At 39.7% G+C, this 15,584-nt stretch carries 12 protein-coding genes; 5 read left to right on the forward strand and 7 right to left on the reverse strand.

Annotated elements, in window-relative coordinates:
• Window positions 1-210 (forward strand): dihydrofolate reductase family protein (locus AC33VI_RS06755; protein ID WP_491781500.1); only part of this gene is annotated, 210 nt, incomplete at its 5' end.
• Between the two features lie 241 nt (window positions 211-451).
• On the forward strand, window positions 452-2,431 hold the full coding sequence (locus AC33VI_RS06760) for a PAS domain-containing protein (protein ID WP_491781501.1): 1,980 nt from the start codon (window positions 452-454) through the stop codon (window positions 2,429-2,431).
• A gap of 29 nt (window positions 2,432-2,460) precedes the next feature.
• Here the strand turns inward: AC33VI_RS06760 and AC33VI_RS06765 are convergent, their stop codons facing one another.
• Both AC33VI_RS06765 and menA read right to left on the reverse strand, forming a co-directional pair.
• Complete coding sequence (locus AC33VI_RS06765) at window positions 2,461-2,856, reverse strand: RidA family protein (protein ID WP_491781502.1); 396 nt, start codon at window positions 2,854-2,856, stop codon at window positions 2,461-2,463.
• Window positions 2,849-3,757, reverse strand: a complete 909-nt coding sequence (gene menA, locus AC33VI_RS06770) for a 2-carboxy-1,4-naphthoquinone phytyltransferase (RefSeq protein ID WP_491781503.1) — start codon at window positions 3,755-3,757, stop codon at window positions 2,849-2,851. Before menA ends, AC33VI_RS06765 begins: the two co-directional genes overlap by 8 nt.
• A 295-nt stretch (window positions 3,758-4,052) precedes the next feature.
• On the opposite strand from menA, the gene AC33VI_RS06775 reads away from it, so the two are divergent.
• Window positions 4,053-5,480, forward strand: a complete 1,428-nt coding sequence (locus tag AC33VI_RS06775; protein WP_491781504.1) for an isochorismate synthase — start codon at window positions 4,053-4,055, stop codon at window positions 5,478-5,480.
• Window positions 5,481-5,501: 21 nt separating this feature from the next.
• Window positions 5,502-7,244 carry a 2-succinyl-5-enolpyruvyl-6-hydroxy-3-cyclohexene-1-carboxylic-acid synthase gene (gene menD / locus AC33VI_RS06780; protein WP_491781505.1) on the forward strand — a complete coding sequence of 581 codons (1,743 nt, stop codon included), beginning with the start codon at window positions 5,502-5,504 and terminating at the stop codon, window positions 7,242-7,244.
• Here menD and AC33VI_RS06785 read toward each other — a convergent pair.
• Complete coding sequence (locus AC33VI_RS06785; RefSeq protein WP_491781506.1) at window positions 7,237-9,777, reverse strand: diguanylate cyclase domain-containing protein; 2,541 nt, start codon at window positions 9,775-9,777, stop codon at window positions 7,237-7,239. The two genes, menD and AC33VI_RS06785, sit on opposite strands and share 8 nt — an antisense overlap.
• Before the next feature lie 387 nt (window positions 9,778-10,164).
• Here AC33VI_RS06785 and AC33VI_RS06790 point away from each other — a divergent pair, with 387 nt between their 5' ends.
• Window positions 10,165-11,886 (forward strand): iron uptake porin, encoded by a 1,722-nt coding sequence (locus AC33VI_RS06790; RefSeq protein WP_491781507.1) that lies wholly within the window; start codon window positions 10,165-10,167, stop codon window positions 11,884-11,886.
• A gap of 76 nt (window positions 11,887-11,962) precedes the next feature.
• On the opposite strand, the gene AC33VI_RS06795 is transcribed toward AC33VI_RS06790, so the two are convergent.
• The 4 genes from AC33VI_RS06795 to AC33VI_RS06810 form a co-directional block, all read right to left on the reverse strand.
• Complete coding sequence (locus tag AC33VI_RS06795; protein WP_491781508.1) at window positions 11,963-12,877, reverse strand: HEAT repeat domain-containing protein; 915 nt, start codon at window positions 12,875-12,877, stop codon at window positions 11,963-11,965.
• A gap of 1 nt (window position 12,878) precedes the next feature.
• Entirely contained in the window at window positions 12,879-13,097 is a 219-nt protein-coding gene (locus tag AC33VI_RS06800; protein ID WP_491781509.1) for a DUF8630 family protein, read from the reverse strand.
• Window positions 13,098-13,402: 305 nt separating this feature from the next.
• A complete protein-coding gene (locus AC33VI_RS06805) occupies window positions 13,403-13,720 on the reverse strand; it encodes a P-II family nitrogen regulator (RefSeq protein WP_491781510.1) in 318 nt (105 codons plus the stop codon).
• A gap of 155 nt (window positions 13,721-13,875) precedes the next feature.
• Entirely contained in the window at window positions 13,876-15,027 is a 1,152-nt protein-coding gene (locus AC33VI_RS06810; protein ID WP_491781511.1) for a sodium-dependent bicarbonate transport family permease, read from the reverse strand.
• Window positions 15,028-15,584 lie beyond the last annotated feature (557 nt).

Below are 15,584 nucleotides of genomic sequence, written 5' to 3' on the forward strand. Positions count from 1 at the left end.
GGAGAATTAGTTGCTTCTTTAATGGCAGTAGATGCGATCGACGAATTATGGCTAACAATATGTCCTACGATCTTTGGAGGCAAAACTGCTCCAACTCCCGTTGGTGGGGAGGGATGGTTGCAAGATCGAGCTAAAAAACTCAATTTACTCGAAATGCGACAGATTGGTGCAGAAGTTTTTCTCCACTATCAAGTAGTCAAAAATCTCTAATTGATTTCAATAATATCTATTTGCTTGTTAACTTACAGGAAATTTTGGGGAACAATTACCTTAACAGAAACTAATCTCAAATTCTAAAAATTATTTTTTTTTGAGATACAAACTGTTTTCAGTTGGTTTAATCTTGCTGCGATCGTATGCCCCACAGTCTTTAGGATGGCAATATATCGTGGTATGACAATAAATCGGTTGAAAACCAAGCAAAACTTTAGAGCGGAAAATTGAGCTATCAATGGTAAAGCAGAAATCTGACCCATTAGTCACCTCGGATAACACCCAAGAATATCATCGAGCTTTATGGGACAATTCTCCTACCCCTCAAGCTGTTCATCAATTGGACGGAACAATTCTCGATGCCAATCAAGCTTTTGCCAAACTGATCGGTCGTAGCTCGATTGAAACCTTGGGCTTGAATATTTGGGCGATTACACCGAAAAAATATCACTACAAACAACCTCTGGAATTAGCTCGCCTCGAACAAGAAGGTAAATTTTCCATCGAACGGTTTTTTTTAGACACCCAAGGGGAATTGATTCCCGTCAGGCTTTCGGCAGTAAAAATTAATATCGAAGAAAATAATTTTGTTTTATTGAGTGCCGAGCCAATAATTCTTGACGCTCCAGTCGATTTTCAAGATTCTCAATCCGATAGCCAATTTCAATCTTTATTAGACGAATTGCCCATGGCAGTTTTTTGGAAAGATCGAGATTCTCGATATTTAGGTTGCAATAAAATCTTAGCTCAAGTCGCGGGGTTGGCTTCGACGGATGAAATTATTGGCAAAACTGACTACGAGCTTCCTTGGAAAACAGAAGAAGCAGATTGGTATCGAGAATGCGATCGCCGTATTATCGAATCAGAAAAACCAGAATATAATATCATCGAACCTCAAAAGCAAGCCGACGGCAGCGAAAAGTGGTTAAAAACTAATAAGTTTGTCTTGCGGGATGCAGAAAATCAAGTCTTTGCTATTGCAGGAACTTTTGAAGATATTACAGAAAGAGTGGAGTTAGAAAAACAGCTTCAAGAACAAACCCAGAATTTAGAAAAACTAGTCGCGCAAAGAACTAAAGAATTGAATACCAGTCAGGCTCGGTTTGAAAAATTAGTCACTAATGTACCTGGAGCGATTTATCAGTTTAAACTCGACACAACGGGTAAATTTTCTTTCCCTTATATTAGTTCTGACTGCGAAGAAATTTTTGAATTAACTGCCGAGGAAATTCTTCAAGATTCTGAATCCCTCTTATCTTTAATCCATTCAGCAGATGTCGCTCATTTTGAAGAAGTAGTCGCTCGTTCGGCAAAAACCCTTGAACCGAAACATTGGGAAGGAAGAATAGTTACTCCTTCGGGTAAAGTCAAATGGATTCAGACTGCTTCCAAACCAGAAAAGCAAGCAGACGAATCGATTGTCTGGGATGGTTTGACCATTGATGTGAGCGATCGCAAACAAGCCGAGCAACAATTGAGAGAATCCCAACAGCTATTACATTTGATTTTTGATACTCTGCCTCAGAGAGTCTTTTGGAAAGATCGGAATTTTAATTATTTGGGTTGCAATAAAATCTGTGCCCAAGATGCGGGATTAAATTCTCCTGACGAAATTATCGGCAAAAATGATTTTGAATTAAGCTGGCACAGATCGGCTAATCTCTATCGTGCCGACGATGAAGTAATTATGGCAGGAGGCGCGCCGAAACTTAATTATGAAGAATCTCAAATTAGAGAAGATGGAACAATTTTAAGGGTTAGAACCAGCAAATTACCTTTGAAAGATAAAAACGGCAGTATTATCGGCTTATTTGGTTCTTATGAAGATATTAGCGATCTCAGCCAACAAAAACAAAAAACAGAAAACGCCCAAGACTTCTTAGCTAAAGCGATTAACAGTATTAGCAATCCTATTTTTGTCAAGGATACCAACCATCGTTGGGTATTGCTGAATGATGCCTATTGCGATTTTTTGGGCTATTCCAAAGAGGAAATGTTGGGCAAATCAGAACCAGATTTCTATCCCCAAGAACAAGCCGATATTTATTGGGCGCAAGATGAGTTGGTCATGCTATCGGGTGGAAAAGAAACCGAAGAAGAACCCTTTATCGATCGCGATGGTAATGAAAAAATAATTGTGACTAAAAAGTCTTGTTTTCAAGATCTTGATGGTAACAATTACTTGCTAGGGATGATCGTTGATATTTACGATGCCTAATTTTTAGGAGTGAAAAATTACACCCGACTTTATTCGGGAATTACCGCAATACATTCAATTTCTACCAACACATCTTTGGGCAAACGAGAAACTTCTACACAAGCGCGGGCGGGAGCAGTATCTTCGTCGAAATATCGAGCGTATATCTGATTCATCGGGACAAAATTAGTTATATCCGAGAGGAATACCCCTGTTTTAACTACATTCTCCCAACTAGCCCCTGCTGCGGTTAATACCGCCTCAATATTGCTCATTACTTGAGTGGTTTGGGCAGTAATGTCTCCTTCTCCGACAATCGTTGCTGTTGCAGGGTCTAAAGGAATTTGTCCTGCCACAAAAAGCATCTTTCCCGAAGTAGCGATCGCCTGATTATAAGGACCAACAGGAGCAGGTGCTTTGTCGGTGCGAATAACTTGTTTAGACATAATTACTTAAAATCAATCCTAATATTAAAAATAAGGAGCTAGCAAGATATAAATTTACAGCAATAAATTTACTATTGCTCACTTTTTCGGGAATAGCATGATTGCGGTTGACATGGGAGACAAGGTGGTAGGCAAAAGGCAAGCTAGCAAAGATAGCTAGGCTAGTTAAAGGCAACGTTCCTTGCAAAATTAAAACTACAGTAACTAAATAAATGCTGGCAGTGGCAAATCCTAATACTTTAGCTCCCAAACTAGTACCTAAACGTACGATAGGCGATCGCTTTCCTGCTGCTAAGTCGTCTTTTACCTGATGAAAATGAGAGCAAAACAAAATTATTGAGGTACTAATACCCATAATGCTGGATACGATTAGATTATCCCAGTCAAACCTTTGGGTTTGAGCATAGTAAGCTGCGGATACTGCCCCTGGACCAAAGGTAAAAAAACAAATAATTTCTCCCCAACCCAGATAACCCAAGCGAAACGGAGGGCCTTGATAAGTATAGCCCAAGAAACAGCATAACAAGACTAAACCTAATACAGTCCAGTCCTGTTGCCACCAAGATAAAGCTAAAATCCCCCCCACGCCCAAACTCAAGCAAAAATTCGCCACCCAAAAAACCAAAGATTTGTTACCCGTCAGATTGACTACCGAATGAGCTTTATTGACATCAATACCTGTTTCAGAATCAAAAAGATCATTACTCAAGTTGAGCCAAGCGATAATCAAAATTGCCGAGCCGAGAAAAGTAAAAAATATTTGTGGTTGAAACACGCTAGTTTGATAAAAAGCTACTGCCGTCCCTAGGGCAATAGGAGCGATCGCCACACTGTAAATTGGTGGTTTAATGGCAGCTAGCCACAAACGAGATTGCTGGTTGCTAATTTGCTTGGTAGTCATTCGAGATCGGGCAAGGAGCAAAATTTAAGATTGCGTCGCGAGAAAATTACGACCTCTTGTACCCTATCAGGTATAGCGAATTGCGGTCGTCAAGTTTCACGAAAGTTTATCTTTATAATTGAGCTAGGAAACTCCGTTCAACAGGATTGCTCTAGGACTATTGCAGGCGGTAGCCTATAATGTATATCATAAATTTACCTTTTTTATTAGTAATTAACTAATTAACAACCGATTTAATAATCTTTTATAAAATTGCTGCCGAATTTTTTTGGTAATGACACAATCTAAAAACTCTATGTCCTTTGCAACTCACTCTAATAATTTAGTTTTAGATGATAATAATAGTACGGAATTTGAAAATTTTTGGCACGATCTAAATTCGGAATATGCAGTAACAAAAGATACAAAAATTATTAGTTTTGCTTGTCAAATTCCTATTGTCGATCCTTTAGCTTGCTTGAGGCAATTTAGTCGTCCCGATACTTTACATTTTTATTGGGAAAATTGTAGTAAGCAAGAAGCAGTAGCAGCTTGGGGAGTTACCAAAAAAAAATATACTGAGTGTAATTCTCGATTTAATCTGGCACAAAAGTTTGTTCGTGAATGTTTTCAAAAAATTGTTAGAAAAGGAGATAGCAATCTAGCAATTGGAAAACCCAGTGTATTTTGTAGCTTCACATTTTTTAACGAATCAAAACCCGCTCAACCTTTTAAATCGGGAACATTATTTTTACCCCGTTTTCAGATAGTAAAAAAGAATAAAAACTGTTGTTTTATTATTAACTTTCCCCTATCTAAAAAACATAAAGAAAGTGATATTGTCAAGCAAATAAAACAAAAATTAAATAACATTAATTGGTCGAGTCTGGAAAAATTAAAAACAAATCATAACAATAACTTATCATCTATCAACAAAAAGCAACATCAAGATTCTGACTATTTCAAATCGGTTGTGACATCTGCATTAGAAGCGATCGCGGTAGATGAATTGAGTAAGATCGTAATTGCCCACACCACTGAAATTAAGTCCGATAGACCTTTTCAGGCGATCGAGTCTTTGAGTAATTTGCGCCAACTCCATCCAGACTGTTATATTTTTTCGACGGGTAATGGAGAAGGGCAATATTTTATTGGAGCTAGTCCAGAACGTTTAATTAGCGTCCAAAATAGACAACTTGTCACCGATGCTTTAGCGGGTTCTGCCCCCAGAGGAACAAATAATGCAGAAGACTTGCACCTAGCCAATTTGCTGTTAAAAAACCGTAAAGAAAAACGGGAACACAAGGCAGTAAGCGATTTTATGATCGAGCGTTTGCGCAGTATTGGTTTAAAACCCCAACAACTACCCCTGCAATTGCTAAAACTTTCTAATATTCAACATTTATGGACTCCAATCTACGCTCATCTACCCGCAGATATAGAGCCTTTAGAAATTGTGGCATTGCTTCACCCTACCCCTGCGGTAGCGGGAGTATCTACAAAAATTGCCTGTGAAAAAATTCGTCGTTACGAAAAATTCGATCGCTCTTTATACGCTGCTCCTTTAGGTTGGGTAGATTACGAAGGGAATGGAGAATTTATCGTCGGAATTCGTTCGGCTCTAATTGATGGCGATTGCGCGAGATTATATGCAGGTGCGGGTATTGTTTCTGGCTCGAATCCCCATAAAGAATATGATGAAGTACAGCTTAAGTTACAGTCTTTATTCAAAGCACTAGTTTAATTAATTCACAATACTCGATAATTGTTAGATTTTCGCAATACAAATACCCTTTGGGCATCGGTAATCGCAGAGACTTTATATCGTTGCGGTATGAAGATGGCAATTATTTGCCCTGGTTCGAGATCGACTCCTTTAACGATCGCTTTTGCTCGCCATTCTCAGATGGAAGCTATTCCGATTCTAGACGAACGTTCGGCAGCTTTCTTTGCTTTAGGTAGAGCTAAAAAAACAGGAAAACCTACTGCTTTAATTTGTACTTCTGGTACGGCAGGAGCAAATTTTTATCCTGCTGCCATCGAAGCGAAGGAAAGTGGCGTACCTCTAATTATTTTAACTGCCGATCGCCCCGCAGAATTGCGTCACTGCCATGCAGGGCAAACTATCGATCAAGTAAAAATGTATGGCAATCTTCCCAATTGGCAATGCGAACTAGCTTTACCCGAAGCAGATTTGGGAATGTTGGGTTACTTGCGTCAGAATACGATTCAAGCTTGGGAACGATCTTTGTTTCCCACTCCAGGGGTGGTACATATCAATTTACCCTTCCGCCAGCCTTTAGCTCCCCTACCCCAGCCAGAAACAATAAAACTAGAAACAGAGTTAGTAGAAGCAGATTTTTTCAGTGGAGTAAAGCCTAGTTTCGATGTTTACTCTACAATGACGACTTTACCCTTAAATAGCTGGCGGAATAAATCGGGGATTATTATTGCAGGTTTGGCTCAACCCCGAAATCCAGAAGCCTATAGTCGAGCGATCGCTCGTTTATCGGAATTATTATCCTTCCCCGTACTAGCAGAAGCTCTATCTCCCGTCAGAAATTATGCTGCCTTAAATCCTTATTTGATTTCTACCTACGATGCAATTCTGCGTCAGCAAGATTTAGCCCAAAAACTAAGCCCTGAAGTAGTAATTCAAATCGGCGAACTGCCTACTAGTAAAGAATTGCGTCAATGGTTGGGGGAATTAGAAGTAGAACGTTGGGCAATCGAACCCAGATACGATAATTTCGATCCCCTACATGGTAAAACTACTCATGTTCATAGTGCGATCGAGTTGCTAGTGGCTAATTTAGATTCAAATTTGAAACCATCAGAACAATCCTTATATTGTCTTCAATGGTGCGAATTAGAAAGCCTGACTAGGAAGAATTTAGACAGTACCCTGGCAGCGATCGATAATTTTTATGAGGGGAAAGCTGCTTGGCTGATTTCTCGGAATTTGCCCCCAGCCACACCTATATTTTTGGCAAATAGTATGTCCGTAAGGAATGCAGAATATTTTTGGCAGCCTAACAATAAGCACTTAGTTCCTTATTTTAGTCGCGGTGCCAATGGCATTGATGGTACTCTTTCTACTGCTTTGGGCATAGCTTATCAAGATGTGGGAGTATTACTAACTGGAGACTTGGCATTATTACACGATACTAATGGTTTTACTATCGCCCAAAACTTTCAGGGGCATTTAACCATTGTGGTAATTAATAATAACGGTGGAGGAATATTTGAAATGCTGCCCATTGCCGATTTCAAATCGAAGTTTGAAGCATATTTTGCTACTCCCCAGGCGGTTAATCTAGCCAAACTTTGTGTTGCTTACGATGTAGAACACCAGCTAATTGGTAGTTGGCAGCAACTGGAGCAACTATTAAGCCACTTACCCCATCAGGGAATTAGAGTTTTAGAATTAATTTGCGATCGCAGTCAAGATGCAGCCTGGCTCAAGGGCAATCTCAAGCAATTGAGCTCTCAAAAAAAGTTCAATTGATTAATTGTTCGTCAACATAGAGACAAGCTTGATTTCTACCTCTTTCTTTGGCTTCGTACAAGCCTTTATCAGCTAAAGCTATTAATAGTTCTGGGGTAGATGCCGAGCTAGGAATCAAACTATGTACTCCCAAACTAATAGTTACATAATCATTGACTAAAGATTTTTCGTGAGTAATATGCAATTGATTGATCGCCACGGCAATTTTTTGGGCAATCTTTAAAGCTGCTTCAGCTTCGACGTGGGGTAGAATTATGCCGAATTCTTCTCCGCCATAACGAGCTACCAAACCAGGAGTCGATTCTACTACGCATTCAATTGCTAATGCTACTTGTTGCAAACAATAGTCTCCGATAGGATGACCGTAGGTATCGTTATAGAACTTAAAATAGTCAATATCGCCAATAATCAGAGAAATAGGAGCTACTTCTGCTTTTAATTTCTTCCACTCTTGAAGTAAATAATCATCAAAACGACGACGGTTTGCTACTTGGGTGAGGCTATCTAAAACACTAAGTTTTTCCAATTCTCGATTTGCCAAACTAAGAGCAGCTTGGGCTTTCTGGCGATCGCAAATTTCATTATGTAGCTGGGATTCTACTAAATCTGCGTGTTCGGTAGTATTATCCAGCATAATTTCTAGATCTACTTTTTCTAGCTTCAATTCCTCCAATTCTTGGCGTAACTGTTCGATTTGAAATAAAAGTTGTTCTTTAGCTATTTGTTCGTCCAACAAAGATTGAGCATCTTCACTCTCTAAAGTTTGAGAATTAGCTATTTCAGCAGAAATGATATGTTCGACAATTTCCTTGTCTAAAGGCTTAGATATAAAAAATCCCTGACCGTATTGACATTTTAAGGCTTTAAGTTGGGCTAATTGCTTGACTGTTTCGATTCCCTCAGCAATAGTATCCATGCGAAGATTGTTGGCTAAAGTTATAATAGCCCGCACAATACCTAATTTGTCTTCATTACTATTAATGCTACTGACAAAAGACCGATCTATTTTGATCGTATCAAAAGGAAATTGATGCAAATAACTCAAAGAAGAATATCCCGTACCAAAATCATCTAGAGAAAATTCAATTCCCATGGCTTTTAATTCTTGAAGAATGGCAATCGTTGAGAGATTGTCTTCCACCAAACAACTCTCTGTAATCTCTAGTTTCAAATTATGAGGATTGAGTTGGGAGATCGCTAAAATTTCCTTAACTCGATCCACAAAATTTAATAATGCCAACTGTTTGCTCGATATATTAACGCTAATTTTCCAGCTATCTAAACCACCATATTTACTCTGCCAAGTACGCATTTGAGTACAAGCTTCTTGTAAAACCCAAAAACCCAAAGGAACGATTAATCCAGTTTCTTCAGCCAAACCAATAAATTCGGCTGGGGCAATTAAACCTTTTTCTGGATGCCTCCAACGGACTAAAACTTCAAAACCCTGAATTTTATCGTTATTTAAAGAAACAATTGGTTGGTAGTGTAAGATAAACTCTTCTTTTTTGATCGCTCGTCGCAAATCGTTTTCTAATTGCAATAAAGTTAAAGCCTTACCGCGCATCGAGCGATCGAATATTTGATAGTGAGACTTTTTGTTTCTTTTGGCATTAGATACAGCTAACTCGGCATCTCTGAGTAAGTTTTCTGGTTGATTATAATCTCGATTGCCTGGAGCAATACCAATACTCGCCTCAATGAATACCTCATAACCGCCCAAGTTAAAAGGGATACTTAATTCTCGATAAATTCTTTCGGCAACACCAGTTGCATATTCTAAATGTTCGATATTACTGAGTAAGAGTACAAATTCATCATTACCCATTCGAGCAATAAAATCTTGGGCGCGCAAACAAGCTTGCAATCTTTCAGAAACTGCGACTAATAAGCGATCACCTAAAATCCTTCCCAAACTACTATTGATTACCTTGAAACGATTAATATCAATAAATAAAACTGTAAATTCATAATCTGGTTGTTGTTTGGAAAAACAAATTTCTTGCTCGATGTAAGCAAACAATAAATTATAGTTGGGCAAACCAGTTAAAAGATCTTGATTGGGATCGAGAACGAGTGCCGAATCTATTGTTACTTCTTCAACTTGAAGAGAAGCATCCAAATCTTCTTCCAGGTTGGCTGAGGTTAAAAACTTGCGATCGCTAAATTCCTGCCAAAACTCATCAGATATATCTAAACGACTAACCAGAACTTCAAGACTATCTAATTTTGTTTGACAGATGGCAGCAATTTTGTCAGGTAGCTCTTCTATAGAAAATAGACTATAGTTTTGCGTTTCATTTTGCATTTTAGAATTAATCCAATCCCCAATGAGAGAAAGATCTTCTCGATTATTGCCTAATATTGCCTCAGCAGCAGAATTCAAAAAAAAACAATTTTGGCTGGCATCAAATACGAGTGTGGCATCGCGGACATCTTCTAAAGACGAGCTATAGTTAGCAACTAATTCGGGACGATCGCACCGAACTTTTTTTTCTGGTTTAAATTGCATTTCATAAAACATTGGATTCATTGCCACATCATAAGTATCTATGGTCTAATAGTTGATTTGATTGAGAAATTTGTTCTGAATTTGAATTTATTAAAATAGTAATCTTGAAAATCTGTGACTCATTTTTAGGATGGATAGATGTATCTAAATTAAATAGAAAACACGGTAAAGGCTGTGATATCGATCTAATCTTTCTCTGAGATAATGACGAATATTTATTGTGTAAAAATACGGAGAAAGATACTATTAAATTATCAATTAGTTAGTAATACGGAGAAAAAAAATTAATTAATTTAAGTTTCACCATAATTTCAGTTTTTTTATCTAGAAAATGTTGTTTTTAACGCTGAAATGGGAACTATGGATTAGTGGTTTGACCGTTAGTCTATAGTTTGAGTGAGGAACAATATGAAAATAACTAATCCCAGTCTAGATAAACAATTAGCAGAAAAAAAACAGCTTAGTCCCAATCTATTTCAAAAGCTATTAACCTTCAGTGCAAATACTGGTTTTATCCTTGGTGCAATTGTCTTGTTGCTCGACTCAACCGCAATTAAAGCTAGTTCCCAAACAACAAACTCTGTATCCCCGAATTCTAATTTATTAAATCAAATCGATCGCTACGCTATTCCCGAAAATGACGATGCTTTAGGTCAAGTTACTAATATCAATCAATTGCAAGATGTAACCCCTACAGATTGGGCTTATGAAGCTTTACGCAGCTTAGTCGATCGTTATGGATGTATTTCAGGTTTTCCCAATCAAACCTACCGCGGAAATCAGCCCCTTTCTCGTTATGAATTTGCTGCGGGATTGAATTCTTGTCTGAATCAGATCGAACGTTTAATCGTATCTTCTGAGTCTGTCAGTAACCAAGATTTAGAAATAATTCAAAAATTAACCCAAGAGTTTGAAGCCGAATTAGCAACTCTAGACGAACGGATTAATACTGTTGAATCTCAAACTGCCTTTTTGGAAGACAATCAATTTTCCACTACGACTAAGTTAACTGGGGAAGCAGTATTTAGCGTCGGAGATATTTTTATTGGCGAGAATATTGCCACTCAAGAAGATATAGAAAGCGAGCCAGTTTTTGGCAATCGAGTGCGTTTGGGTTTAAACACCAGCTTTACGGGAAAAGATTTGCTCTTTACTCAACTTACTTCGGGTAATTTTCCCTTTTTTAGCGGTCAAATTGGTACTTTTGAAGGAGATCTGGGTTTAATAGCAGATAATGGCAACAATATAGATTTACTAGTAGCCTTATATTCTTTCCCCATTAGCGATCGCACTACCATAATTTTAGAAGGGTTTGGGGGAATTGCCTTTGACTTTGCCGATACTGTTAGTCCTTTAGATCATTTTAACGATAGTGCTAGCGGTGCAATCTCCTATTTTGGAGTACGCAACCCAATTTATAATCAAGTTTTGGGTTCGGGAATTGGTTTGCGAAGTGAATTGAGCGATAGTTTAGAATTTAGTGCGGGGTATCTAGCTCCTAGCGGTACTGCTGCTAACCCCAACCAGGAAAATGGTCTATTTGACGGAGAGTATTCGGCATTAGGACAGTTAGTATTTAAGCCAGGCGATCGCTTTAAGCTCGGTTTGACCTATATTAATTCTTATAATAGTAGCGATACTTTTGCTGGTAGCAATCTTGCCAACATCAATTCTTTTATCGTCGATAATACGGGGGAAACCGTCCCGATTATCAGTAACTCCTATGGCGTGCAAGTTGCTTTCAATCTTAGCGATAATTTTATTATCAGTGGTTGGGGTGGCTATACTACCAGTCGAGTATTAGAATCAACTCCTTCGGTGAGTCGAGGCGACCAAGATGTTTGGAATTGGGCTGCAACTCTATCTTTTCCCGATCTGCTTAAAGAGGGTAATTTGGGGGGAATTATTGTTGGTATGGAGCCTAAAGTTACAGAATCTACTATAGATATTGCGGGGATAGCAGATAATACCGATCCCGATACTTCATTCCACGTTGAAGCCTTCTACCAATATCAACTAACAGATAATGTTGCGGTAACTCCTGGTGCGGTTTGGATTACCGCTCCCGACCACGATAGTAATAATGGGGATACTGTTATTGGTACTTTGCGGACTACATTTACTTTCTAAATTCAGATTATCTAACAAATAATCGGTTTATTTGGACAATTATCCATAAACAATAGAGGTAATTGTCCATTATCAACTAATCCCAGTCGTCTTCTTCAGCTTGTTTGTTCAATAAAGAAATTGCTAAAGCGATCGCTTTTTTGATATTTTCATCTTGCTCTTTATCTAAAGCAACTTTTAAAGGATCGAGCGCGACAATATCTCCTATTTTCATTAAAGATAAAGCTGCAGATTTGCGAGTCTCCCCTACAGGATGATCGAGTAAAGCAATGAGGGTGGGAATAGCTGGCTGATATTTAAGATTTCCTAATACTGCTGCTGCTTCGCTGCGGACATTTTCCGCGCTGTCGTTGAGAGATTCTACTAAAAGGTTTAAAGCTTTGCTGTCGTTGCGGTTTTCTTCTACTATTTTAGCGATCGCACCTACTACCGCAGCCCTAACTTCAGGAGAGTCGGAATTATAAACCTCATAGAGTTGTTTTTCGGCTTTTGAACCGATAAAAGCTAACGCCCAAGCTGCATGACCTTTATGACTTTCGGTGGAATTTGGGGAAGCTAAGACATCTAGCAAAGGGGGCACAGAAGCTTCGCCAATACGGGCTAGCGCGCCAATAGCAGAAGCTTGTACTACCGTATCGTTATCGTTAAGTAGAGCTTGTATCAGAGGTTGCACTGCTTGAGGGTCTTCAATCAAAGTAAGAGTTTTGCCTGCTGCTCTTCTCACCACCACATTAGGATGTTCTAACAAAGCCTCAATCAACTGTTCTACTGCAGGTTTGCCAAAAATTTTACCGAGAGTTTCTGCATAGTAAAGTCTGACTAAACCTCTCGTATCCCCAAGACATTCGATCGCATCTTGAATTAAATTTCGATCCTGAATATCTAGAGTTTCATCGGCAATGGCACGATCTATCTTAGCTCTCAATTCGTCCGCTTCACCGTGAGAAAAAACCTGGCGATCGCCATTCATAGTTTTGATAGTATCTGTCATTTTAGCTATCCGCAGTCAAAGCAGCTTGTTGTTCGCGAATTCTAGCTAGCTTGGCATCTATTTCTGCTAGTTGAGGTTCTAATTTTGCCATAGTTGCTTTTTTGGATAACTTGGCTTTTTTCGCAGCTTCCATAGTTTCTGCGACCAAACGCTCGCGATATTTCTCGAATTCAACTACTAGCTCTGCTAGTTGCTCTGGGGTTACTGGTGTATCTGCCATTTTCTGATAAAGGTTATAGTATTTTATTTATTTTATGGTGTTAATTTTCTCAGATCGACAGCCAACAGTAAACCAATAATCTCTCATCTGAAAACGAACTTAACTAAATTCCTCAAAGTCTATACCCAGCCATTTATCCCCTTCCAATTGGATTACCATCAATTATTTTGCAGGGTTTATTGCCTACAGTACCCAAAAGATGTACTTGAATTCTTTTCTGGTAAATGTCCCCCAGCCACGAAATACGACTACCAAAAAAGCCAGGGCATGACTCTGGCTTTTTTGGTTTTAGGCTTGGTTTTAAATTAAAATTTGTGCGCGTGTAGCACCTCCATTACGTCACATAGATAAGAGATTCCCGAATAATCGTCGAAAAACTGCGCTGCGACCTCATCCGAAATTTTCACTGCCATTTCCCGATTGGGGGTCAGCACCTCGAACTTTACATTCGAGTAGTTGTCGTAAACGGTAGGTCGTCCCGTCGAACGCATATTGCGGCTGCCTTTACCACCAGCGTCCACCACTGTATAACCAGTAGCTCCAGCTTCGTCGATGATCTTGGCGATCTTTTTCTCCAACAACTTTTCTGTGACAATGACGAGCTTGCTAGCTTGTTGAGTCATATGTTTTACCTCTCGATGTGTGGGTTGATTAAAACTATATATATAAATGTATAAAAAATCAGGAAAACGGCAGTACCACTGGCTATTACGCCGATTTAGCTATCTTTTTGGTCGCTAACTTAGGGGAGTACCCGCAGACTGCGACCAGTCTAAAATCAGCTACCCATCAATGCCTGGGCGAGCCCAATGAAAAGCGGTATTCCTATGGCAAGGGCAACTGGAGTGCCGACGGCTGTGGATGAGCCGATGTAGGCAGAGGGATTGGCTGATGGGATACCTGCTCGTAAAGTAGGGGGTCCTGAAATGTCGGAACTGGAGGCAGCGATAACAGCTAGGATCACAACACCACCTAGGCTAAATCCTGTTGTAACGTGGGCAATCATACCGAAACCGAAGGCAATAAACCCATGGAGTAGCGGTGCTATTAAAGCATACAGGGCGTACCACTGACCCACCTTTCGCAACTCGCCGATCCTTGCCGTAGCTTCCATACCCATTACCAGCATTAATATCGAAAGTAGACCGCGGAAAAGGGGATCGAAGAAGCTCTCATACACACTTTCAGGTCGAGTTAAAATCCCTAGAGCGAGACCGAGCAACAGTGCGGATAGGGCAGAACCCTGGAGGCTTTCCTTGACGATGGGCCATACTTTGACTGGTTTGTCTGCAAGATCGCTCTTAGGATACCCACTGGCAACTATGCCTAGATCGTTGGGATACTCCCTTGCACTACCCTGATGGTTGCTGGGATGACCGCCTGCAACAACTTGCTCTTTGCGGAGAGACTCCTGCTTGCTGGCATACTTGCTTTCGGCACGACGCTGCTTACTAATATAAATACTGGCTAAAACAATTGCAGTAACAAGGGCTGGGATATCCATGAAGGGATAGAGTGCAGCTGCCCAAGGTTCGTATTGGAGATTTTCTGTTTCCAGCAAGGTTAGTGCAGCGGCTAGGGTAGAGCCACTCACAGCACCAAACAAGCCTGCGGTTGCAATAGCATCTACGACTTTGACCTTCGGTAGTTTAGCTAGGGTGTAGCGACCGATAAACACAATCAGGATTCCCGTTATCATGGCGAACACAGCGGGCAATAGCATCTCCACCAGATTGGCATTGCGGATCGCAATCCCGCCACTCAATCCAACTTTTAGAAGCAGCATGAAAACGATGAACTTATAGATCGCATCGGGAATTTGTAGTCTGCTATTGACGGCAGCAACGACCATACCACCAATTAGAAAGCCCAGTGTTGGGGACTGCAACTTCGCTAGGAAGAGCGTTAAGAATTCGGATAAAAAACCCATGTTGTAATTTCTCCTTAATCATAATCTTAGGGGTCAGGAGCTAACAGAATAGAGTTAAGTCAATTAGCTTTTTATTTGTCATTGATATAACTCTATCTCATTGGCTGCACAAAAAACGACCAATTATTTTATTCAATTGATAATTTAGACTTATGATCTAAGCATCAGTCATATCTAATCGTGACCAATCATCAATCTATTCCGAAGGGAAATGAACTAGTATGCTCAGCCCGTAAGCCGCTCATAATATCATTTTCAGGAGTTGGTGAAAAGTTGGTTAAATTCTTGGTATTACTTGAGAAGCTATCGGACGCGCCATAGAGCGCAGACCACACCATTACCACTAAAATGCCAACCCCAATGCTCCAACTGAACGCCCAAATATGCGAAGGTTCTAGTGTGAACCACAGGTGGCGATCTCGATCGTAAAATAAACAAAAATTAAAAGTTACTGCCAGCCAACATTTTTTGCCCATTGTAAAAAATTCTGACGATAAGCCACAAAGTCTTCTGGAGGTTTACCTCCTTCTGCTTCCGCTGATTTAGCATTACTTTCA

The organism is Waterburya sp. (assembly GCF_058530065.1).